Genomic DNA, 21,230 nt, shown 5'->3' on the forward strand with positions numbered 1-21,230 from the left:
AGGGCGTCCCCGTTCCAACAGGGGAGACTCTTAGCAGCACTCGGGGGGCCAATTCAAGGGGGCGAGGGGAAATTCCTCGCGCGCCTCGGCGCGGGATCCCGGTCTCGGCCGGCTGTCAAGTGAAGCGAGGAGTGGACGGGGAAGATTCGAGCTGCCAGGCGGGTTCGTGCTGCCCGTCTGGCCTTGGGGGACTCGGGGCGGGTTTGAAACCCGCCCCTACCGCCGAAGGTTAGGCTGGAAGCACGGGCCCTTAGGGAGCAACCTGGGCGTTCTCGAACAGACTCCTATGGCCCAAAGGGCGTCATAGGCGGGGCTCCCAGTCTTCCAGCAAAGCGAATTCGGAGATGGGAGTGGCTTCTCGGCTCTGTTCCAACTTGTTCAGGGCATGGATCAGTGCTTGGGCACTGGCCAGCACCACATCGGTGGCCACGCTCCGGCCCAGGGCCCACTGGCCGTCTTCTTCCAAGCGAACGCACACCTCGCCCAGGGCATCCGTTCCGGACGTGACGGCGTTTACTTCGTAGCGCACCAACTTGGGAAATCGCCGAGTGATCTTGCAAATGGTCTTGAAGGCCGCATCCACGGGGCCCTGTCCGAAGCCCGCGTCTTGAATGACCTCTCCATCCACTTCCATTTGAACCGTGGCGTTGGGCACCGAGATGGACCCGGCCGAAACGTTCAAGTAGAGCAGCCGGTAGCGAGCTTCCGGGGCCTTCATCTGCTCATCCAGTAGGCTTTCCAAATCGCTCTCAAAGAGCTTTTCCTTGCGATCCCGAAGATCCAGGAAGGCCTGCCAGCAACGATCCAACTCATCGTCCTCTAGCCTATAGCCGAGGCGATCCGCCGCATCCGCCAGGCCTTCGCGCGTCATATCCCTGGGAAGCTCATTGGCCTGGTCCGCCATGCCCAGTTCCCTGGGGTCCACGATTTGATAGGGCGGCTGCTCTGCCGCATCGGCCAGCTGCGGTACAGTGGTTTCATACACAAAGGCATTGGCTCCCACGATGGGCTTGTGGGGCTGGATGCCGATGCCGGTGAGTCTCTTGACGAGCCGACAGGTGGGACCCAGGCGCTGGAACCGGATTCCCGTTTCGCACTGGAAGTGGTCTTGCCGCGCTTTCAACATGGCGGCCAGCTCTTCCAAGGCGGCGTTACCTGCACGCTCCCCGATCCCATTGACCGTGCAATGCACCTGGCCGGCGCCGGCGCCTATGGCCGCCAAAGAGTTGGCCACCGCCAGGCCCAGGTCGTTGTGGCAGTGAATACTCAGTACCACATCGGGAAAGGAAGCCAGACCGGCGGCAACCGCTTCCATGAGTCGTTCCACCTCCGCGGGAGCGGCATACCCCACGGTATCGGCGATGTTGACCACTTGTGCTCCGGCTTCGGCCGCCACACGGGCCATGGCCACCGCGTCTTCCAGGGGAGCCCGAAGGGCATCCACCAGGGAAAATTCCACCTCCGGCACCTTTTGCAAGGCCGACCGGACTCCACGCTCCGTCAGGGCCAGGCACTCCTTGACGTCCATCTTCAAAAAATGGCGGCGATAGGAAGGGGAAACGGGCACGAAGGTGTGAATCCGGGGCTTTGCGGCCGCCTCCAGCGCTTCGGCGGCCATCTCGAAGTCCTTGGCATGGGTCGGGCGGGCCAGGGCCGCGATGACCGGTCCCTGCACTTGCCGGGCGATGGCTTCCACCGCCTGGAACTGCTCCGCGGATGCCGCCGGGAATCCCGCTTCCAGCACGTCCACCCCCAAGCGGGCCAGCTGCCTGGCCAGTCGGACTTTTTCCTGCACCGAAAGCACGGTCCCGGGCGATTTTTCCCCGTCGCGAAGCGTTGTATCGAAGATCCGGATCGGTCTCATCAGTCACCTCCTTTGGGTTGACAATGGCAAGCACACCATGGGGGACAGGCGGGGAGTGTTGGAAGGTTCCGCTCGCGGCACCAGGAACCTTCCCGCACCTTTTGGGGACTTGTCATAGCGCCGTTGGACGCTCGCTCGTCAAAAAGACTAAGATCGGTGGATATCTGGTCCGTCACGATATTTACAAGGGCATTGTCCATTGTCAACTTCTTTGAAGGAGGCGGGGAGCACACGCGCCATTTCGGCCGGAGTTGGAAGGCTCATCGGGGCCTGTCTTGTGCGTTATGGAGACGGCACCGTTACTTTTTGGTTGCGCTGGGAAAAGTTTTGAGTATAGTGGATGCGTTTGGCCCGCCTCCGTTTATGGCGTTTGGTTGGGTCATGCGGCTTGCCGCATGACAGCCCCCCCATGAATTGGAGGTTTTTTGTTTTGCAAACCCAGAGAAAAGGTAAAACCATGACGTGAGGAAGCAGAGAAGAAAATGAAATCACTAGGAAAACACCTGATCGTCGAGCTCTATGACTGCGACCATGACCTCATCAACCAGGTATCCTCCGTAGAGAAGATCCTGGTGGAGGCGGTCGCCATTTCCAAGGCAACCATCGTCCAACCCGTTTTCCACCAATTTTCTCCGCATGGCGTCAGCGGCGCCGTCATCATTGCCGAATCCCATTTCAGCATCCATACCTGGCCCGAATATGGGTATTGCGCACTGGACATTTTCACGTGCGGCGATCTTATAGATTCCGACGCATCGCTCCAATACCTGAAAGAGGCCTTCAAGGCCGGCAGCATGTCTGTCATGGAGATCAAGCGCGGTGTGTTGGATCTTCCGGGCAAGGAGCTGAGGCACAAGCCGTGATCGAGGAGGCCAGCGCACACCACTGGTTCCGCGAACTCTGCACTGGGGGTGTGGACCTTGCCTACCTGTGCCGTTCCATCATCTTCAGCGGCCGAACCCGATTTCAGCGCGTGGATATCGTTGATTCGCCGCTTCACGGCAAGGTTCTGTTCCTGGACAAGGTGTTGCAGTCTGCGGAAAGGGACGAGTTCATCTACCACGAAACCCTCGTGCATCCCGCGCTGTTCAGCGTGGACAGGCCCACGTCCGTTTTAATCGTCGGGGGAGGCGAGGGGGCCACTCTTCGCGAGGTGCTGCGCCATCCGAGCGTGGAACGCGTTCTCATGGTGGAAGTGGACGGGCAACTGGTGGACATCGCCCGGCACTTTCTGCCCGAATGGCACCAGGGCGCCTTCGACGATCCCCGGGTCGAGCTCGTCGTGGGAGACGGCCGGGCGTATTTGGAAGCCACCAATGAGCGCTTCCACGTGATCCTTTTGGATCTGAGCGATCCAGTGGATGACAGCCCGGCCGTTCTTCTCTATACCAGCGAATTTTTCCAGATTGTGCGCCGCCGGCTCCAGCCCGGCGGCGCCTGTGCCGTCCAGGCCGAATCCATCAGCCCGCAACAATGCACGGTACACGCACGCATCTACAACACCCTGGCCGCCTCCTTCCCCGTGGCCCGCACCTGCCCCTATATGCTCCACAGCTTCCATCGACCGGATGCCCATCTTCTGGGATCTCTGGACCCCCAGTGGTCGCCGGAGCAGGTGGCCCGACGAGCCGAAGCCGCCTCGCTTCCCCTGCGGTACCTGAGCCCGTCCATGTTCCTGGGCCTTTTCATTCTCCCTCCCTACCTGGAACAGGCCTACGGCACCCACCAGCGCCCTTTGACGGACACCGACCACCAGATCCATATTGACGAAATCCTTTAGGCCGTTGAAAATTTGCAGGGCCCTTGGCCGGATGGCCGCCCGCGACACGGACCCGTGAAATGGAGGAGGTCTGACAAATGCCGATCTACGAATTCATCTGTACACACTGTGGCAGGCGAAACGAGTTCATTACGTTCCGTGTCTCCGAGGTGGTGCCCGACACCTGCACCCATTGCCATCAGAGCGGGCTCCGGCGCATTCCGTCCCGCGTTCGCGTTCGTCTGTCGGAAGAAACCCGCCTGGAACGTCTCGCCGACCCTGCGCGTTTTGGAAACCTGGACGAAAACGACCCCAAGAGCATGGCCAAATTCATGAAGGCCATGACCCACGAGATGGGTGACGACCTGGACGAGGACGTGGACTCCCTGATCGAAGAGGCCATGGAAGAGGAGGCCGCGGGAGGCGGCCAAGCGAGTGGTACGGGCGGAGGGGACGGCGGTGCCCATGACGACGATCTGGAGTGACGGTTCTCGCGCGAAAGCCTTTCAGGAAGTGCAGGTCCCAGCGCACCTGAACGGCCGAACGCTGGGGGCGCTCCTGGAGCAAATCTGTCTGTTGAGTCCCGAAGAGGCCGAAGATCTCCTGGACTTCGGCTCCGTGCACGTGGACGGGCGCCGGCAAACCCGGAGCGATTTCCTGCTCGCAAAGGGATCTCGGGTGCGCATCTACTGGCCGTGGCAGGGGACCGCTCGAACCTACGAGCTGGATCCCAAGCGCCTTCTTTACCGGGACCGCTGGATCCTGGCCTATAACAAAGAGGCCGGCATCCCCTCCCAAGCCACTCCGGCGGACGCCTACAACAACCTTTACGCAGCCGTGCTTCGGTACCTGGCCGCCGAGAGACATCCCGCCTATGCGGCGCTGCACCAGCGCCTGGACCGGGACACCACGGGCGTCATTCTTCTCGCCGTGCACAAAAAGGCCAATCCAGGCTTGGGGGCCGCCTTCCAAGCGCGTCGCGTGAAGAAGATCTACTTGGCATGGGTGGCCGGAAGCCCGTTCCGGGACCACTGGGTGACGGATCGCGACATCGGAAGAGGGAAGGGGGCGTATCGGGTCTGCGCCAGGCACTCGGGCCGGCCCGCCCGCACCGCCTTTCGGGTTCTTTTCCGGGACCAAGACAGGGCGCTGGTGGAAGCCCGACCACTCACGGGAAGGACCCATCAGATTCGCCTCCACTTGAGTTCCGAGGGCCATCCCATCGTGGGCGATCGTCTCTACGGAGGCGATTCCGCTCCCGCTAGGGCGGAGCCATTGCGCCTCCACGCCTATCGGCTGGAATTGGAGCACCCGGTCACCCGGCAGCCCCTCCGTCTGAAAGCGCCTGTTCCCCAGGATTGGCCGCCTGTTCCTCCGGGAACCATTCCAGATTGAGGGCCCGGCGCAGTTCCTCGATGGCGTCCAGTTGTTCTTCCGCAAACCGGGCGGTCTCCTCCAGCGTCGTCATGTGCCGCTGGCGCACACTTTCTTCTTGACGCCCTTGGCGCAGCAGATCGGAAAAGTCCACCTGGGCCATGCGGGCTCTCAAACGGAATTCCTCCACCAGCTTGGCGCTCGCAACGTCCAGCAGCCGGTGCAGGTACTGGAACCGGAAGTTTTGGCGGTAGTCACGGAAGGCGTAGAGCAGCTCCGAACGGGCTTCGGCCTTGACCACCTCGATGGCCTCCCGAAGGGTATCGCTTTCCGCACTCCGTTGCTCTGCGCGCCCCTTTCTTCCCAGGCGGGTCTTCAGCGTATTCAGCAGGCGGGAAACCCGTCCGATCCCGAACTTCATGAGCAGCGCCCCGCGGCCCAGAGCGTTTTCATCCACGAAGCCGCTGAAGGCCGGCGGGGTGATCTCCTCCCACTCGTTCCAGCCCGTCTCCGGAGGCCGTTGGAAACCGCGTGTTTCCACCCCGAAGGAGGCCAGTTCCCGATGGTATTCCTCCATGGCCGTCTCGAAGAGCGCCCAGAAGGCCCGCGAGGATTGGCTCAGGCGACTGCGAAGATGCTGCTCCTGTTCCTTGGCGAATTCAATGGTTGCCAGGTTCACCTTCTCCACCAGAAAAACGGACAGGGATCGGCGAAAGTCCAGGTAATAGCGGTGAAGCTGCTTCAAGACCTTGGCCGGATCGCTCAGATCCTTCAAATAGGAGGGATCCACGGGATGGGTGTCCACCATCTGCAACGTCTCCTGAACCACCGCGCCATAGCTCAGGTCAAAAAAGGTACCCACAGCGCGGTCCAGGTCCTGGCGAAGGGTGTCGCGAAGACCGGAGATGGCGTTTTCCAGGGTTCCCAAGGTTTCCAAGAGCGCTTCCTGACGGTCCTGCAGCCGCTTGGCGGAGCGCTTCAGTTGATCCACGTTTTGTCCCAGCAGTTGGCGCTGGGTGCGCGTGGTCTCCGAAAGGGCGTGGGCCACCACGCCCAGTCGGTTCAGGCCGCTTCCGAAAAGAACCCGGATTCTCTGTCGTCCGATCCGCTCGGAGAGCCTTTCCTGCAACTGTTGAAAGCCGACCACCGAGTCCATGTGCCCATCGGCGAATTCGTCGTTCCAGATCTGGAAACGCCGGCGGTCTTTGGCCGGTGCCCGCTCTCCCTGGGCCTGGATCAGGTGGTAGAGGGCGGAGAAGGAAAAAACGTGGGGTTGCGGCACGGTCCATTCCAGTTCCTGGCGCAATCGCTCGATGGACTGGTGCACATCGTCGGGCCCTTGGTGGTTGTCCAGGTCCAGATTCAAGACGAACAGGGTGTGGGGCAGCATGCGCAGGGTCTTGATGAATTGGAGGAGCTTCAGATCCGCTTCCCGCAGCCCCGTACGGGAGCTGACCACGTAGACGATGAGGTGCGCCTTGAGCAGGTAAGCCTGCAGGAGCGCAAAATGGAGCGGATTGGGAGCATCGCTTCCCTGACAGTCGGCGATTTCCACCTCTTCACCCAGCCAAGGGACAGGGTAGTGGAGCTGCACATCTTTGAGGTAAACCGCGTGGGATTCCCGCCCCACGAATTTCTGGTGTTCCTCCAGGGTGTTGGCATCGAAATGGAGGCGGTTGGGCTCTTCGCCCACCATCTGTTCCAGGTCGTCGAAGCCGTTGAGATAGGCCTGAAGGAGGACGAAGTTGGCCTCCAGGCTCCCCCGGCTCTGCTGCCATTCCCGCTGTACGGCCCGGAGCCTTTCCTGCAGAATCCCCCGGTGGTCGGGGTTCCTCAGGTCCCATTCCTCCTGGGCCAGGGCCCCATCTTCGGTGGGCGGCAAAAGCGCCACCGCCTCGCGCACTTCCCGGTGAATCTCCGGCCAGGACTTCAGCTCCACCCAGCCGCCTTGGCTGGTGTTGGAACGGATTCGGGTGATGAAGGAGGTGATGATGCCCGCACCCCGCCGGAGCAGATCCCGGCCCAACAGGGCATTGATGAGGGTGCTCTTGCCCGATTTGACGGAACCCACCACGGCAACCCGCACCAGCGGGTCTTGCAACGCGCCGCTCACCAGGTTCAGGTGTTCCAACCAGAGCGCAGCCCGTTGGGAATCGATCAGTTGGTCCTCCAGCAACCGTTCCACAGAGGAACGCAAGGAGGCCGTGCGCAGTGCAATGCTGTCCCGGAATCGTAGAAACTCGTTCATAGGGCTCCAAGATCAATGTGTGGCATGTCCAATGCCGGTTATCGTGAAAGGCCGCGGCATGCTAGCGCATTTCCCGCCTCAGGTAAACCGCCACGTGCCAGCGGGGCCATGATCATGCACAAGGCCCCTGGGTCCGAGAACACCCCGGTTGTTTCCTTCCCATGCGAAGGAAGGGTTGGGGATCGCCAGGCGGGCCCGTGCGGCCGGCCGAACTTTGTGGGGGAAGGGGGGGATCCGAACCCGCCCCTACTGCTGCATGGCCCGGATCCGTTCCTGCACCCATTGAAGGACCGCCTGGTGATCCTCGGCGTGGAACCATTGAAATTCCGGATCGCCTTTGAACCAGGTGAGTTGCCGCTTGGCATAGCGGCGGGTGTCGCGCTGGATGAGCGACACCGCCTCGTCCAGCCTTCGCTTGCCCAACAGATGGTCGCACAGATGCCGGTAGCCCAGCGATTGCATGGGCTTGAGTGAGGGATCGTAGCCCATGGACAAAAGCTTTCGCACCTCCTCCAGGAAACCCTGCTCCATCATGATCAGGGTGCGCCGGTTGATCCGATCATAAAGCTCCTCACGCTCCCGGAAGAGGGCGACTTTGATGCTGGGATAGAGACGGTCCTGGAATCGATGTTGGGCCTGCCAGTGGGACAGCGGCTTGCCCGTGGCACGATAGACTTCCAGGGCCCTGAGGATCCGCTGACGGTCATTGGGATGGAGGCGCCGGCCCAGCTCCGGATCCACTTGGCAAAGCTCCCGATGCAAGGCCGGTGAACCCCGCTGGGCCAGCTCGTCACTCAGGATCCGTCGAATCTCCGGATCCGACGGGGCTCCGGGACACAGCCCGCGCGTGAGCGCCTTCATATAGAGCCCGGTTCCACCCACCACCAAAGGGATACGACCGCGCTGATGGAAGTGGTCCACGATGGGCCGCGCCATCTCCACATAACGCGCGGCATCAAAAGGTTCGTCGGGATCCACCACATCCAGGAGATGATGCGGTACCAGGCGCTGCTCTTCGGCCGTGGGCTTGGCGGTGCCGATGTCCATGTGGCGGTAGACCTGCATGGAATCGGCGTTCACAATCTGGGTGTTCATCCGGCGTGCCAAATCCAGCGCCAAGGAAGTCTTTCCCACGGCTGTGGGGCCGGCCAGAAGCACGATGGGAAGTCGCCGGCCATGTTCCTGTTCGTTTGCCAAGGGACCCATGGAATCGTCGGTATCCACTTTCAGGTGCGAAGGAAGGCGCGCTCCAATTCCGCCACCGTGATCTTGTGCCACAGGGGGCGACCGTGGGGGCAGGTGGCGCCGAATCGCGTCTTGTCCAGGTCCTGCAGCAGGAGCCGGATCTCGTCATGACTCAATCGTTGGCCCGCCCGCACCGATCCGTGACACGCGGCGGTTTTGGCAAGCCGGGTCAAGAGCTCCACCTTTGGGGAAGACTCCTCCTCGGGGTTGCTTTCCACCACGGAGCGGATCACTTCCCGAGGGTCGATCCGACCGAGGACCGCCGGGACGGTGTGCACCACGAAGCTTTCGCCCCCAAAGGGTTCCACCTCGAAGCCGAGCTGCGCCAGTTGAGGCAGCCAACGCTTCAAAATCGTGGATTCCAACGGAAGCAGATCCACCACCGCGGGCGGTGCGAGCCTTTGACACGCCCGCGACGAGCCCTCCGCAGCCAATCGATCGAAAAGAATCCGCTCGTGGGCCGCGTGCTGATCCACGATGACCAGGCCGTCCGGTGCCTCCAAAAGGATGTAGGACCGGGCCACTTGTCCGAGGATGCGGAGCTGGGAAAACCTGGGAAGGACGGATTCCGATCCTGGAGTTTCGTGTGAGAACGGATCTTCACGGGAAAAGAGCGGGACCTGGCGGGGCAGGGCCTCCCGGCGGGGGCCTGCGGCAGCCGAACCGCTTCCGGGGTGCGTCTCGGAAAGGCCGTCGGCGTCAGATGCCAGAACAGCGCTGGATCCTTCCTGCAACCTCGGCTTTTCCGGGAAGGCATCCGGACGGCCCAGGCGATTTTGAAATTCGCGCACTTGGGCGGTCGGGCGCAAATCCTCGCGGGCGCTGCCGGCGGGCAGGGGACGGCGCACTCCGGCCTGCAGGGCCTGGGACAGGGTCTCCGAAACCGATCCCCGCACTGTTTCCACCACCTGGGACGGACGTCGGAACCGCACCTCCCGTTTGGTGGGATGGACATTGACGTCCACCAACTCCGGGGGTACCGACACAAAGAGAATGCACGACGGGTATCGGCCTTTGGGAATGAGGGTATCGTAGGCGCTGAGCAAAGCATGTTGGAGAACTCTGTCCTTCACCGCGCGTCGGTTGACATAGAGGAAGATGCCCTTTGTGTTGGCCCGTTGGAGCGTGGGCGGTCCCAGGAGGCCCTCCACGTGCACACCGGCCTTTTCCGAGCGCACGGGGATGAGGCTCCGGGCCGTGTCGTGTCCCAGGACCTGGCCGGCGCGCTCCACAAGGGAAGTCGCCTTGGGGAAATCGTGGGTGCATCGGCCTTGGTGGTGGACTTGCAAGTGCACGTCCGGATAAGCCAAGGCCAGCCGCAGGACCAGGTCCAGAATATGCGCCCATTCCGTGTTCACGGAGCGGAGGAATTTTCGCCGGGCCGGCACGTTGAAAAAGAGATCGCGCACGGTGATGGAGGTGCCGGCAGGGCATCCCGTTTCTTCCACGGATCGAATGACGCCGCCTTCCACGCGAATCCGCGTTCCGGCCACGGCATCGCGCTCCCGTGTCATCAGATCAAAGCGACTCACCGCCGCGATACTCGGCAACGCTTCGCCTCGAAACCCAAGGGATCGAACCGCTTGCAGGTCAGAAACGGATGTGATCTTGCTGGTGGCATGCCGTTCCAGGGCCAGCAAGGCATCGTCGGCGTCCATGCCGACCCCGTCATCCACCACGCACACTTCCGACCTGCCGCCCCTTTCCAGCGAGATGACGATGCGCCCGGCTTCCGCATCCAGGCTGTTTTCAACCAGCTCTTTGACCACAGCCGCCGGCCGTTCCACCACTTCGCCGGCGGCAATCTGGTTGCACAGGGTTTCGGGCAATACCTTTATACGTCCCACGTTGGATCCTTGGTTGACAGTGTTATGGCCGATCCGCCACTATGAAGAGTTAAAGGGAGTGTGTATCCGGCGGCGAAGTGCATCTCAAGGCGCCCACTTCAGGCAGCAAGGATCACCATGAACACGTTTGAGTCCGTCATTCATCTCCTGAGCAACGTACTGGACGCCTACACGGTGGCGTTTTTCCAGTACGACCCCCATTGCGGCGCTTTCCGTCTGGTGGCCGCCCATTCCCTGAGCAAATACCTGCAGACGGAAGTCTCGATTCCCAAGGACGGCAGCGGCATCCTGTCCCAGGTGCACAAGGTGGGCCATACCGTGCACCTGGGCAAAGTGGATGTGGACAAGCTGGCAGCGTCCTTGCCCTTTTATCGTGAGGGGGAGGGGGGCATCAAGGGACTTTTGGCCACACCGGTGGGCACCGGCCAGGGGCTGCTCTACGCGGACACCAAGCGTCACTGGGGATTCAACGACAAGCAGCAAAAATGGATCCTGGAGACCGCACGCGTCTTGCGCCAGCTCCTGGATCAGCAACAATGCGTCTTCGAACGCAACAGCTATTCGAGAATCCTCACCCTCTGGCACGAGCTCATCGAATGCTGGCACACCGCCAAGGATCCACTGGAAGCCGCCCACGAGCTCACCGAAAAGGCCCGCGCCTTCTTGGGCACCGACTGGGCTTTCTGCCTGCAGCAGGATCCGGGTGAAAGGGATGGCACCATGCTTTCGGCGTCCGGATCCCTTCCGCGCGGGTTGCTGCAAAGGCCCCTTCCCGTCTCGTCGCCTGCCTTGGTGGCCGAAACGATGCGCAAGGGGGGACAGCTCTTCATTCCGGCCCTCAAACCGGACGCCGACGAGCATTACCTCTTTTTCCCGGGTGAAAATCTGCCGCACCAGGGTTCCCTTTGGGTGCTCACAACGGAGCGCCGAGCGGGAGGGCGCCTGTGCCTGGCTGTGTTGGCCCGAAAGAAGATGTCTTGGGCCCAGGACGAACGCTACGCGGTGGAAAAGGCCCTTCAGATTTTCGCCGCTTTCTTGGACAGCGTCTACTGGCATGCGCGCTACCTTGAGTCGGCCTGCACCCATGGCCCCACCGGACTGCTCAACGAATGCACGCTGGCGCAGCGGCTTCACCAATGTGTGCAGGCCGCCATCCACGGCAGTACCCCCCTGGCCTTGATCGTGGTGCAGTGCGAACCCTGGCAGTACGCCCAAAGCATCTTTCCCCCTTCCGAGACAAACCAGTGGGAAAGCGCGCTGGCCGCAGCCCTCCGGGACGCCACCCCGCCGGGAGCCATCGCAGGCCGTTTGGCCCAGAACCGCTACGCCGTGCTCCACCCGCAAGGGGACATGAAAGAGCTCATGCTCACCGCCGATGCGCTGGACGCATGCCTGATCAAGCTTTCGGCGCCCCGCAGGAAGGGAATCCATCTCAAGATCCATTTGGGTTGGGCCTCGCTGCCCCAGGACGGGACCACGGCGGACGATCTTTGGCAAACGGCCTACCGCCGGCTGCTGGAATCGTTTCGGCCCGGCCCGTCGCGATCTTCGCCCTCAAGCGGGTCTTCGTGATTTCCTTCGCGCAAAGACCGGCGGGGGAAAAGCATTGACGGCCTGCGGCCCCGGGGCTAGACTCTGGTCAGCCTGGTGGTGAGCCGGCAACAACGATGGACGCGTGCAGAAAGGACGCACATGCTGGACCGGCTTTTGAGCTTCTTATCCAAAGATCTTGCTATGGACCTGGGCACCGCCAACACCCTCATCTACCTGCGCGGCAAAGGGATCGTTCTCAACGAACCCTCTATGGTCGCCATCCACCGCCACAAACAGGAAGTGGTCGCCGTGGGCCACGAGGCCAAAGAGCTGGCAGGGCGCACATCGGATGACATCGTCCATATCCGGCCCTTGAAGGACGGGGTCATTGCGGATTTCGAGGTCACCAGCGTGATGATCAAAACCTTCCTGTCCCGCGTGTTGTCGCGTCGGCCTCTCATTCGCCCCAAGCTGGTGGTGGCCGTGCCCACCGGGATCACCTCCGTGGAAAAGCGGGCCGTGATCGATGCCGCCGAGCAGGCCGGCGCGGGCAGGGTGCACCTGATTGAGGAGCCCATGGCCGCGGCCATCGGAACGGGGCTTCCCATCGAGCGGCCGGTGGGCAACATGGTGGTGGATATCGGCGGCGGAACCACGGAAGTGGCGGTGATCTCCATGTTCGCGGTGGCCTACAGCGAATCGGTCCGCGTGGCGGGCGACGAAGCCAACGAAGCCATCATCCGCTATCTGCAACGGGAACGGCACATCGCGGTCAGCGAACCGATGGCCGAAAACATCAAGATGCAGATCGGATCCGCTTATCCCTTGGACAAACCGGTCAAGATGGAAATCCCCGGCAAGGAGATCCTGACCGGTATTCCCAAAACCTTCACCATCACCGATGAAGAGATTCGAAACGCCATCCAGGAACCCGTGGAAGCCATCGTGGAGTCCGTGCGCCGGGCCCTGGAAAAGACCCCTCCCGAACTGGCCGCCGACATCAGCCAGAGCGGTTTCTGGCTGGCCGGCGGAGGCGCGCTCTTGAAAGGCCTGGACCGGCTGCTCCATGAGGCCACCGGGCTCAAGGTCAACATTTCAGAAGACCCCCTCACGGCCATTGTGCGGGGGGCGGGATCAGTCGTCGAGCATTTTGACCATTTCCGTGATGTCTTCGTGAACTAACAAGGAGCTATTCATGGATAGGGTGTTCACGGCAGCGGAAGTCGAAGGGAAGATGGACTGCTATGGCGCTTTCAACCGAGAGGATCCCATCTGCGTGGCCCACTGTGCCTTGAACGTCCATTGCGCCATCCTGAAGGCCAAGGGCGGTGAGGTTTCCCAGTGGGAACAGGCCTCGTTGGATGTCTTCCCAGCCTGCAGAACCGAGCTCCATTGACGGACCCGGCACCACAAGATCCTTCAAAAGAACACCTTAGATTTTTCCATCCCCGGCTGCGGGCAATGCCGCCCGGCCGTCACGGGCCGGAGCGGCGTTCCTGCGCGAAAGTATCCGCATAAGGCGCGTGGCATACGCTGCCTCCAAGGGCTTCGTGCACCGTGGGGCATGGGCCTTTTTCGTGGCGCAGCCCATGAACGGTGCGAAAGAGCCTTTTGGGGCGGGACGGAAGACCGTACCCACGCTGGGGACGGTAATGTCCCCGTATCTTGGACCCAAACAGCCCTCTTCCAACAAGCTCCCGGGTCACGCGGGAAGGGGAGGGTAGGGTGAAGGCTTCTCGGCAGCCGCGCCGGATCCGAAAAGCCGGAGCGCGGTTTGCGCCGCTGGCTAGCGCGCCGCGCGGGGATCATTCTTCAGGGGAGGGATCATCGGATACGATCCGAAGCGCGGGGCGAGGAGTTTCTTCTTCCCGCTCCAGCCGGTCCAGAAACAAGGCCAGTTCGCGCTGGAACTCCACATAAGAACGCAGAAAGCGGGCCTGATGCTCACGTTGCTCTTGTTGTCTTGCAGCCAGTTCCAGGCGCACCCGGCGCAAGCGTCGATAGGGCAGCAGCCGCCCCCAGAAGGCCCGGTTGAGCGGAGTCCCATACAAAGACTCCAACGTGCTCACCAGATCCTGCCGGCCCCGATCCAAAAGGAAGCGTTTCAGATCGAAAAGATCTTCTTCCGCCACATGATATTGGGAATCTTCCCAGCGACCCACCTCTTTTTGAAGCTCCGCCAGGAGTTGCTCCAAGTCCCGATCGGACGCATTCATAATCGTCATCCTTTCCCGGCAGCCGGCGGCCATACGTGCTCAACGCCTTTCCTTGCCTCAAAGCTAAGGTGCCTGCCGGCCCATGGCAACGCAGGCAGGGGCGGTCTTCCAGGGGAACCCCCGTTTGACACGCTTTCCACCACGGCTTATTCTCCTTTTGTAAAGACCCCGTACTTAACGGAGGCGGCTCCGGTGCCGGAGCGTCCAAGCGGTTGAAGCCAACAACGGAGGAAATGCCCATGTACGTCGGATGGCACATGAAGACGGATCTAATCACCGTGTCCCCGGACACTCCCGTGCTGAAGGCCCGTGAAATCTTGGACACAAAGAAAATCTCCCACCTTCCCGTCACCGACGGCAAGGCCCGCCTGCTGGGCATCGTGACAGACCGGGATCTCAAGGAGGCCTGGGCATCTCCTGCGAGTACTCTGAGTGTCTATGAACTCACCTATGTGCTCCAGAAGCTCAAGGTGGAAAGCATCATGACCAAGGATGTGCTCATCGCCACGCCGGACATGACCATCGAACGGGCCGCTCGAATCCTCCACGACCACCGTATCGGGGCCCTGCCCGTGGTCAAAGATGACAAAGTGGTGGGCATTATCACGGCCACGGATCTCATGGAGGTGCTCCTGACCTCCTTGGGCATGAGCGACGACAGCGGGCGTCTGTCCATGATCGTCAAGGACCGCATCGGCATTCTGGCCGAGATCGGCAAAGCCATGCAGCAATCCGGGATCAATATCCGCAGCGTTATCACCTTCCCCTTGAGAGGCCACAGGGACCTGTGGCAGCTCATCATGCGCGTCAACATGAAGGTCTATGACAAGGCGTTGGAGGCGCTTCAAGCCAAGGGCTTCAAGGTGATCACCCACTACGTGGAGGACGTGACGCCCTATCTTCCCGATTAGGCCCAAGGGAGCCGGGTTCTTTTCCAAAGGCGACCGCACCGGTGCGACCCGGTTGCCGGGGGGTTCTGGGCGACAACTGGATGAAAGGCCCAGGGTAGCCGTGGAATTGGAACGGGCTAAAGATTCCCCAACGGTCCTAAGGGCCAAGTTGGGACGAGCTCCCAGGAGAGCGTGGGCAGGTGAGGGTTTTGGGACAGCGCGGTGTGTCATGGCGGAACTGATCCACATGAATGATTGGAAACGAGGGGCCAACCTCATCACGAGCCGCCCCCTGGAATTCCGCTGGGGCGAGTGGAACACCGGCCCGGCTCTTCTGTGCACCCGCAAGGAATCCCTGCGCTTCGAAAGGCACCGTCAGGACGCGCTGGGCACGGCCGGGCACCGGCATGTGGCTTGGGTTCCCAACCATCTCAAACTGGCGGGCGGAAGCCACTTCACCGTGAGCGGCCTTTTCCGGTATCGGGACGGGGAATCCGCCATGCGGCGAATCTACCGGCTGGCCGGCATGATGGAGTGCGTTACGCGCGGAACGGCCCCGGTTCTCAGAACGGATCTGCTCCGGCGCCTCTACCAGACCATCCTGGAAGAACGAGAGGCCCTGGGCATCGCGTGGAAGGGGGCCGTGGACCATTACCTGCTTCCCCTCTACCCGCAGCACGCCGGGCCCGATCTACTGCTCGCCAAAATCAGAAACTGTCACTCCATGCAGCACCTCTTCCAGGTCATCGAAGAGGAGACGAACCGGCAGTTCGATCTCTTGGGATCAGACTATGTGATCTACGTCCCGCGCTGTTTCAGATCCATCTAAGAGTGTGTCTGACAATGCCCCTTGGCCTTTCCGACAAATGCAATGCAACGGTGCTCTGTGAGCCTTGGTGGGGCGGGTTCGGCACCCGCCCCACCAAGGCTGTCTGGGAACTCAAAAAGCACCACGGGGCCGTTGGGGCCGGTCCGCCTCTGCCGTCGCCGTAAAAGAAGCCAGGCGTTCCTCACCCCACATGATGGATTCCGCGATTACCAGCCCTACTTCTTGTGCCAGGATCCATTGGGGTTCTGTATCCACCATCCCGCACGAGCCGTCTTTTCCCACTGCTCGGCAAAAACCTGGGCGATCCTGGGGATCTGACTCTTTTCCACCTTGAGCGCCCGGGCCACCTCCGCATAGAGGGCCTTGCGGTCCGCATTGATGGACTGCACGAGACGGCTCACCTTGGCCCGGTCCTTCATGGATAAGGATTTGGGATGGAGCAGCACCACGTAGCCGTCGGCCCCTTCTCCCAGGATGCCTTTGTCAAAATAGGGCGCCGCCTGGCTGTCCAGGCGCGACAAGCGGTTTTTCAACTGGCGGATCGCCGCATTGGACACCTGTACTTCCTGAGCGGCATAGGCGGAGGGCACCACCGAACAGAAGCGCCAGAGCCGGGGCAGGAAGCTCTGGGGGGTGCCGGTAGGGGCCTCTTGGGGCTGGCTCGCGCCCTCTTTTCGAATATCACCCACAATGTCTTCCGCTGCCTTTCGCACTTCTTCCGCCGGAAAATAGATATTGATGGTGACGCAGGACGTCAGAAGAAAAACCAGGAAAGCCATGGTCATTTTGCCCGTCAACCCCTTCGTCATTTTCCATACCTCCCTTTCTATTGAACACGTGCCTTCCCTGATTTGCCGATTCGCGACAGCCTGGCCATCATGTCGTTCCAAGATATGCGATTGTGCGGGTTTTGATTGATCACGTTCACGCCCCGCAACAGTCCCCGCCGCACCAGATATTCACGCCCCCCTTCGTTCACCAGACCCCGTACCGTGAAATAATCATTTTCCAGCCTACACCGAATGCCGATTTTTTTGTACGGGAAATCCTTGAAGAAAACCTTGAGCAGGGACGCCATACCCACGAAGGGAGACCGGGAGGTGCCCACCTGAGCCAGGTTGTCGATGGCGGTCACGCTGATCTCACGCTTGTCCGGCGTATCGTCCTGGCTTTCCAGGATGAGATCGAAGGAGATGGGGGCGCCATAGGCAAAGCGAAAGCCGGTGACCGACCCCCGCAGCTTTCCACTGATCCGGCCAAAGGCTGTGGCCCGGGTCAGAGCCTCCAGGTCCACATCGGTCCAGGAGGCGTCCAGCCGCCATTCCCGGTTTGGACTGAGCAGATGGTGCAATTCCAGACGATCCACACGGATCGTACCGGAAAAGAGGTCCACGGTGAAAGGATTCTTGGCCCGGATGCGCTCTCCTTGCAAGATGAACTCCTGATCCTTCAGGTGAACCACGGGTCGCATGTCGGCTCGAAGGGAAGGAGGCAGGAACGGGCTCACATCCCAAGGGTCCGCTTCCAGCTTCACACGTCCGGTGCGCCGGGGGCTCCAAACGTTTTCCACCAGAACGGGCCCCAGACGCACCGCTTGTCCGTTGGCAAAGCGCAGCACCGTAACCTCTGGAAGGGAGATCCCGTTGCGAAGGGCTTTGATCGCAAGACGCGCAGGCCCCAACTCGAACCCTGAAATCCTGAAGGCCCGCCAGGACAAAAGACCAGGGGCCAGACCATGAACTTGCGCCGCTGGGCCCACGGGGGATGCCACCAGCCCACCCGCGTCCGTTCGTCCCCGCCGGTGGGAAGGGCCGCCTTGCTCATACCAAACCGGCAGGTTCACGTGCACACCCGACAGGTCCACTCTTTTTCCAGGACCTCGAAGCCTTCCTTCCTGCAACCGGATTCGGCCGATCGCCCGTTCCAGGCCTTTTCCCACCCACAGCTTGAGATCGGCGCCCAGCCGTCCGGCCCAGCTCGCCTCCGAAAGCCAAGGGAGCTCCGCCTGAAAAGGCTCCCGCACAAAGAGCTCCAAGAAAGGTCCCAGGTCCTGATTGGGGATCTTCAGGTGCAATCGCCCGGAAAAGGGGCTCCACGCCCCTGAACTTTGGGCCAGATGCACGGACGCCACTTCCTGGAGCTCGACTTGTGCCTGCTGCACGTGCCATCGTTTCCCACGGGCGTTCACGGTTCCCTTGAGCTCGATGGAAAGGGGATGGGAGGAAAGATTCACGTAGAAGCGGTCCCACAGCACCTCACCGGCGGAAGCCTGAGCCTCCAGGCGCCCTTGGACCAGGCCGCCTTCCCGGCCTTTCAGGGACCAAAGGACCTGTGCGCCCAACGCTTCTCCCGCATGGAGAAACTTGGCATCGTGAAAAGATGCCTTCCGGAATCGGATCCGGCCGTTCGAACGCCACCGTCCCGTCCCGTCTCGAACCCACGTGGCGCGAAGCTCCGCCGGCAACTCCAAACCCCAGCCCGCTGCCGGGGCCGGGAACCCCGCCAGCACGGACTCCAACCGCAGTCGTTGGCTTCCAAGCACCAGGCGCGCCGGCCCCTCCGGCGCCATTTCGCCCGTCATCCAAAGGGTACCCGCCCGGGGCAGGCGCACCTCGGCCTCTTGGATTTGGATACCGCCGTCCGGCTCTATGCGTCCCCGGACGTTCAGCTCCACATGGCGCAGCCTGAGGGGCCTTTGGCCGCCGGTCCAGGCCACTTCATCGACCTTGGCCTCTTGGAGCGAAAAACGGAGGACACCGCCCTTTCTTTCCAGCCCAAGGACCGCCTGGAGCCCCTTGAGGCTGAGCGGGCCAACCTTGTAGAACGCCTTCTCCACGTGTATTCTGATCCCCAAGTGGGATGGGACGGGGTGGTCGGCCCCAAGAGCTCTTGCAGTGCGGAAGGCGATCCCCAGAGCAGGTTCGCCGCCGGTCGGGACCGGCCCCAAGGCGGGCGCAGCGTGGGAAAGCACACCACAGAGCAGGCCGGCCCCCAGCAAACAGCCCAGGATCAACCTTTTCCACAGCCGGCATAAGCCGTATCCCATGAAGCCCATCCTCTTGTGTCGATCCCATTGTGTCGGCTCATTTCGGCCCCGATCCGTCTGCCCAAGATTAGACGGAGTGTCCAGCCCATGAAAGACAAATGTGTGATTGGTGTGGATATCGGCGGTACCCACATGCGCTGCGCTCTCATGGACCGGAAGGGAACGGTGCTCGCTTTCCGAAAAGACCGTTCCCGATCGGACGAAGGCCCCGAAGCCTTGACCCGCCGCCTGGTTCAACAATGCCGTGATCTGCTGGCGGACGGGGGCCTTTCCAACGCTCGCCTCGGCGCCGTGGGCCTGGGCGTGGCGGGCAAATTGGACACGGCGTCCGGTACGATCCTCTTTTCCCCCAATCTGCCGTCGCTCGCCGGATTTCCACTGGCCGTACGGGTTCAGGAAGCCCTCCAAGTCCCCGTGGCCATGGAAAACGATGCCAATGTGTTCGGCCTGGGCGAAGCCTGGTTGGGAAAGGCCAGGAACGTGTCCAACTGGATCGGCGTCACACTGGGAACCGGCGTGGGGGGGTGTTTTTTTGCCAACGGCAGACTGTGGCAAGGGGACCGGTTGGGATTTTCGGGAGAGATCGGCCACATGATCGTGGACCCACAGGGACCTGAGTGCGCCTGCGGCCAAAAGGGCTGTCTGGAAGCCCACGCTTCCGCCACGGCCCTCGTACAAGGTGTACGGCAAGCCCAAAAAGAGGCAGTGCCCCTTTCCGATCTGCTCCAAGAGGCATTGCGCCGCGACCAACTCACCGCCCACACCATTTACCGGGCCGCCAGGGGGGGAGACCCGGTGGCCCGCCGGCTCTTCGCGCGCATGGGTTGGGCCTTGGCCGTGGCCCTGTCCAATCTTTTCACCTTTTTGGGCATTTCCACCGCCGTGATCGGGGGCGGAGTGAGCGCGTCCTGGGACCAGTTTGCCCCGGCCATGCTCGACTATTTCCAGCAGGTACCCAGCATGCTCGATCCCCAATCCATTCATGTCCATCGGACAGAGCTGGAAGACAGGGCCTCCATCTACGGCGCGGCGTCGCTGGCCTGGCAGACGGTGGATCGCCGCTGAGAGATCCCGGCGCATGTCAGCGCCTTGGAGTCGGCGGCAGAAAGTGGATGGAAGTTTCTGTAAAGGCCGACCAGTCGCCAGTCCCAATCCCCACAGGCCGCTGCCGGGTTGCCCGGAATTTCCCTCACGGAGGACGGCCAGCGATCTTCCTACAACTCAGCCAGAACCGCAGCTTCTTAGCCTCCGATGGCGGACATGGGCCGGCTGATGCATTTGCGGGTGATCGCTTCATCCATTTGGTGACGCTCGGGCTTGTGAGAGGTGGCCTCCAGGATCGCGGCGGCCAGACGGGCATCGGAGGCGTCGGAGCGCAACAAAACGCGCAGGTCCGTCTCTTCTTCGGAAAAGAGGCAGGTGCGAAGGCGCCCCTCGGCGGTTACTCGCAACCGGTTGCACGTGGGGCAGAAATGGTGGCTCACGGGGCTGATGATCCCCACCTTTCCAGGCGCTCCCGGATATTGATAGTAGCGGGCCGGGCCGTTTCCGTTTTTCGACGTGGCGGGCAAGAGGGCACCCAGCCTCTGCAGTCTTTCCAGAACAACGTCTCCGGAAAGATACCGGTCGTGGAAGGCATCGGGGCGAAAAGGCATGAACTCGATAAAGCGGACATGGAAAGGATAGTCCCGGGTCAGGCCCGCCAGGGATTCCACTTCGTCGTCGTTTACCCCCTTGAGCGCCACCACATTGATCTTGACGGGGAAATGCCCCACCTGATGGGCCCGCATAATGCCGGCCCATACCCGTTCAAAACCGTCCACGCCGGTGATGCGCCGGTACTTTTCGCGATCGAGCGTATCCAGGCTCACATTGATTCGGCGGACTCCCGCATCCCAAAGCCCCTGGGCATACGTCTCCAGAAGAAGCCCATTGGTGGTGACGCTCACGTCCTCCAGGGCCTCGATGGCCGTAATCTGGGAACAGAGATGGAGAAAATCCTTGCGCACAAAAGGCTCTCCGCCGGTGATGCGCACCTTGCGGATGCCCAGGCCCACGGCCACACGCACCAGCCGCAGGATCTCCTCGTAGCGCAGGATGTCCTCGTGGCGCAAAAAGGTGACCGTGCCCCGGGGCATGCAATAGACACAGCGCAGGTTGCACCGGTCGGTGATGGAAAGGCGCAGGTAGTCAATGCGTCTCTTGTGGCCGTCCATCAGGGCGCCGGTACCACCGGGCCGCGTTCTCGTTTCTTCCATGGACGCATCCTTTCGTCGCGGGCGTCTGCAGCCGAAAGACCTCTTGCTCCGTCTTCTTAAGGTCTGGGCGACCGTTATGTCAATAGTGGAATAGCGCCCGGGGACTCCGTTGTGGCCCACG

Annotated in this window: 18 protein-coding genes; 10 read left to right on the forward strand and 8 right to left on the reverse strand. The window is 61.7% G+C overall.

Annotated elements, in window-relative coordinates; translation table 11 throughout:
- Nucleotides 1-301: 301 nt before the first annotated feature.
- Nucleotides 302-1,864, reverse strand: a complete 1,563-nt coding sequence (locus B9A12_RS09645) for a 2-isopropylmalate synthase (RefSeq protein WP_084057676.1) — start codon at nt 1,862-1,864, stop codon at nt 302-304.
- 482 nt (nt 1,865-2,346) lie between these two features.
- On the opposite strand from B9A12_RS09645, the gene speD reads away from it, so the two are divergent.
- From speD to B9A12_RS09665, 4 genes are all read left to right on the forward strand, one after another.
- Entirely contained in the window at nt 2,347-2,727 is a 381-nt protein-coding gene (speD, locus tag B9A12_RS09650; protein ID WP_084057677.1) for an adenosylmethionine decarboxylase, read from the forward strand.
- Entirely contained in the window at nt 2,724-3,644 is a 921-nt protein-coding gene (locus tag B9A12_RS09655; protein ID WP_084057678.1) for a fused MFS/spermidine synthase, read from the forward strand. Before speD ends, B9A12_RS09655 begins: the two co-directional genes overlap by 4 nt.
- Nucleotides 3,645-3,721: 77 nt before the next feature.
- Nucleotides 3,722-4,108 (forward strand): FmdB family zinc ribbon protein, encoded by a 387-nt coding sequence (locus B9A12_RS09660; protein WP_084057679.1) that lies wholly within the window; start codon nt 3,722-3,724, stop codon nt 4,106-4,108.
- A complete protein-coding gene (locus B9A12_RS09665; protein WP_084057680.1) occupies nt 4,089-5,018 on the forward strand; it encodes an RluA family pseudouridine synthase in 930 nt (309 codons plus the stop codon). The genes B9A12_RS09660 and B9A12_RS09665 overlap by 20 nt, the downstream gene beginning before the upstream one ends.
- Here the strand turns inward: B9A12_RS09665 and B9A12_RS17360 are convergent.
- The 3 genes from B9A12_RS17360 to mutL all read right to left on the reverse strand — a co-directional run bounded on the left by B9A12_RS17360 (nt 4,939) and on the right by mutL (nt 10,337).
- Nucleotides 4,939-7,245, reverse strand: coding sequence for a dynamin family protein (locus B9A12_RS17360; protein WP_084057681.1), 2,307 nt, complete (start codon nt 7,243-7,245; stop codon nt 4,939-4,941). The two genes, B9A12_RS09665 and B9A12_RS17360, sit on opposite strands and share 80 nt — an antisense overlap.
- 246 nt (nt 7,246-7,491) lie before the next feature.
- Nucleotides 7,492-8,451, reverse strand: a complete 960-nt coding sequence (gene miaA, locus B9A12_RS09675; RefSeq protein ID WP_139796570.1) for a tRNA (adenosine(37)-N6)-dimethylallyltransferase MiaA — start codon at nt 8,449-8,451, stop codon at nt 7,492-7,494.
- A 20-nt stretch (nt 8,452-8,471) separates the two neighbouring features.
- Nucleotides 8,472-10,337 carry a DNA mismatch repair endonuclease MutL gene (gene mutL, locus B9A12_RS09680; protein ID WP_084057682.1) on the reverse strand — a complete coding sequence of 622 codons (1,866 nt, stop codon included), beginning with the start codon at nt 10,335-10,337 and terminating at the stop codon, nt 8,472-8,474.
- 117 nt (nt 10,338-10,454) lie between these two features.
- On the opposite strand from mutL, the gene B9A12_RS09685 reads away from it, so the two are divergent.
- The 3 genes from B9A12_RS09685 to B9A12_RS09695 all read left to right on the forward strand — a co-directional run bounded on the left by B9A12_RS09685 (nt 10,455) and on the right by B9A12_RS09695 (nt 13,266).
- Nucleotides 10,455-11,909 carry a diguanylate cyclase domain-containing protein gene (locus B9A12_RS09685; protein WP_084057683.1) on the forward strand — a complete coding sequence of 485 codons (1,455 nt, stop codon included), beginning with the start codon at nt 10,455-10,457 and terminating at the stop codon, nt 11,907-11,909.
- Between the two features lie 120 nt (nt 11,910-12,029).
- Nucleotides 12,030-13,052, forward strand: coding sequence for a rod shape-determining protein (gene mreB, locus B9A12_RS09690; RefSeq protein ID WP_084057684.1), 1,023 nt, complete (start codon nt 12,030-12,032; stop codon nt 13,050-13,052).
- A gap of 13 nt (nt 13,053-13,065) precedes the next feature.
- Entirely contained in the window at nt 13,066-13,266 is a 201-nt protein-coding gene (locus B9A12_RS09695) for a hypothetical protein (RefSeq protein ID WP_084057685.1), read from the forward strand.
- A 409-nt stretch (nt 13,267-13,675) separates the two neighbouring features.
- On the opposite strand, the gene B9A12_RS09700 is transcribed toward B9A12_RS09695, so the two are convergent.
- Nucleotides 13,676-14,086: a hypothetical protein gene (locus tag B9A12_RS09700; RefSeq protein WP_084057686.1), complete on the reverse strand. Its 411-nt coding sequence runs from the start codon at nt 14,084-14,086 to the stop codon at nt 13,676-13,678.
- Nucleotides 14,087-14,343: 257 nt separating this feature from the next.
- Between B9A12_RS09700 and B9A12_RS09705 the strand changes: the two genes are divergently transcribed.
- Nucleotides 14,344-14,997, forward strand: coding sequence for a CBS and ACT domain-containing protein (locus B9A12_RS09705; protein WP_212636895.1), 654 nt, complete (start codon nt 14,344-14,346; stop codon nt 14,995-14,997).
- Between the two features lie 226 nt (nt 14,998-15,223).
- On the forward strand, nt 15,224-15,805 hold the full coding sequence (locus B9A12_RS09710; protein WP_139796571.1) for a hypothetical protein: 582 nt from the start codon (nt 15,224-15,226) through the stop codon (nt 15,803-15,805).
- 215 nt (nt 15,806-16,020) lie between these two features.
- Here B9A12_RS09710 and B9A12_RS09715 read toward each other — a convergent pair whose 3' ends face one another.
- Together B9A12_RS09715 and B9A12_RS09720 are read right to left on the reverse strand one after the other, a co-directional pair.
- Complete coding sequence (locus B9A12_RS09715) at nt 16,021-16,614, reverse strand: DUF1318 domain-containing protein (protein WP_084057689.1); 594 nt, start codon at nt 16,612-16,614, stop codon at nt 16,021-16,023.
- A 17-nt stretch (nt 16,615-16,631) separates the two neighbouring features.
- Nucleotides 16,632-18,851, reverse strand: a complete 2,220-nt coding sequence (locus B9A12_RS09720; RefSeq protein WP_084057690.1) for an AsmA family protein — start codon at nt 18,849-18,851, stop codon at nt 16,632-16,634.
- Nucleotides 18,852-18,938: 87 nt separating this feature from the next.
- Here B9A12_RS09720 and B9A12_RS09725 point away from each other — a divergent pair, with 87 nt between their 5' ends.
- Entirely contained in the window at nt 18,939-19,916 is a 978-nt protein-coding gene (locus B9A12_RS09725; protein WP_084057691.1) for an ROK family protein, read from the forward strand.
- Nucleotides 19,917-20,092: 176 nt separating this feature from the next.
- Here B9A12_RS09725 and moaA read toward each other — a convergent pair whose 3' ends face one another.
- Nucleotides 20,093-21,109 carry a GTP 3',8-cyclase MoaA gene (moaA, locus tag B9A12_RS09730; protein ID WP_084057692.1) on the reverse strand — a complete coding sequence of 339 codons (1,017 nt, stop codon included), beginning with the start codon at nt 21,107-21,109 and terminating at the stop codon, nt 20,093-20,095.
- Nucleotides 21,110-21,230: the final 121 nt, after the last annotated feature.

Source organism: Desulfacinum hydrothermale DSM 13146, from assembly GCF_900176285.1.
GTDB classification, from domain to species: Bacteria; Desulfobacterota; Syntrophobacteria; order Syntrophobacterales; family DSM-9756; genus Desulfacinum; species Desulfacinum hydrothermale.

What these genes read in the sequence shown, in the direction of transcription:
- B9A12_RS09700 (WP_084057686.1), bottom strand. Translation starts at nt 14,086, where the DNA reads ATGAATGCGTCCGATCGGGACTTGGAGCAACTCCTGGCGGAGCTTCAA.
- B9A12_RS09685 (WP_084057683.1), top strand. Translation starts at nt 10,455, where the DNA reads ATGAACACGTTTGAGTCCGTCATTCATCTCCTGAGCAACGTACTGGAC.
- B9A12_RS17360 (WP_084057681.1), bottom strand. Translation starts at nt 7,245, where the DNA reads ATGAACGAGTTTCTACGATTCCGGGACAGCATTGCACTGCGCACGGCC.
- moaA (WP_084057692.1), bottom strand. Translation starts at nt 21,109, where the DNA reads ATGGAAGAAACGAGAACGCGGCCCGGTGGTACCGGCGCCCTGATGGAC.
- B9A12_RS09660 (WP_084057679.1), top strand. Translation starts at nt 3,722, where the DNA reads ATGCCGATCTACGAATTCATCTGTACACACTGTGGCAGGCGAAACGAG.
- speD (WP_084057677.1), top strand. Translation starts at nt 2,347, where the DNA reads ATGAAATCACTAGGAAAACACCTGATCGTCGAGCTCTATGACTGCGAC.
- miaA (WP_139796570.1), bottom strand. Translation starts at nt 8,451, where the DNA reads ATGGGTCCCTTGGCAAACGAACAGGAACATGGCCGGCGACTTCCCATC.
- B9A12_RS09645 (WP_084057676.1), bottom strand. Translation starts at nt 1,864, where the DNA reads ATGAGACCGATCCGGATCTTCGATACAACGCTTCGCGACGGGGAAAAA.
- B9A12_RS09665 (WP_084057680.1), top strand. Translation starts at nt 4,089, where the DNA reads ATGACGACGATCTGGAGTGACGGTTCTCGCGCGAAAGCCTTTCAGGAA.
- B9A12_RS09710 (WP_139796571.1), top strand. Translation starts at nt 15,224, where the DNA reads ATGAATGATTGGAAACGAGGGGCCAACCTCATCACGAGCCGCCCCCTG.
- B9A12_RS09725 (WP_084057691.1), top strand. Translation starts at nt 18,939, where the DNA reads ATGAAAGACAAATGTGTGATTGGTGTGGATATCGGCGGTACCCACATG.
- B9A12_RS09715 (WP_084057689.1), bottom strand. Translation starts at nt 16,614, where the DNA reads ATGACGAAGGGGTTGACGGGCAAAATGACCATGGCTTTCCTGGTTTTT.
- mreB (WP_084057684.1), top strand. Translation starts at nt 12,030, where the DNA reads ATGCTGGACCGGCTTTTGAGCTTCTTATCCAAAGATCTTGCTATGGAC.
- B9A12_RS09695 (WP_084057685.1), top strand. Translation starts at nt 13,066, where the DNA reads ATGGATAGGGTGTTCACGGCAGCGGAAGTCGAAGGGAAGATGGACTGC.
- B9A12_RS09720 (WP_084057690.1), bottom strand. Translation starts at nt 18,851, where the DNA reads ATGGGATACGGCTTATGCCGGCTGTGGAAAAGGTTGATCCTGGGCTGT.
- B9A12_RS09705 (WP_212636895.1), top strand. Translation starts at nt 14,344, where the DNA reads ATGAAGACGGATCTAATCACCGTGTCCCCGGACACTCCCGTGCTGAAG.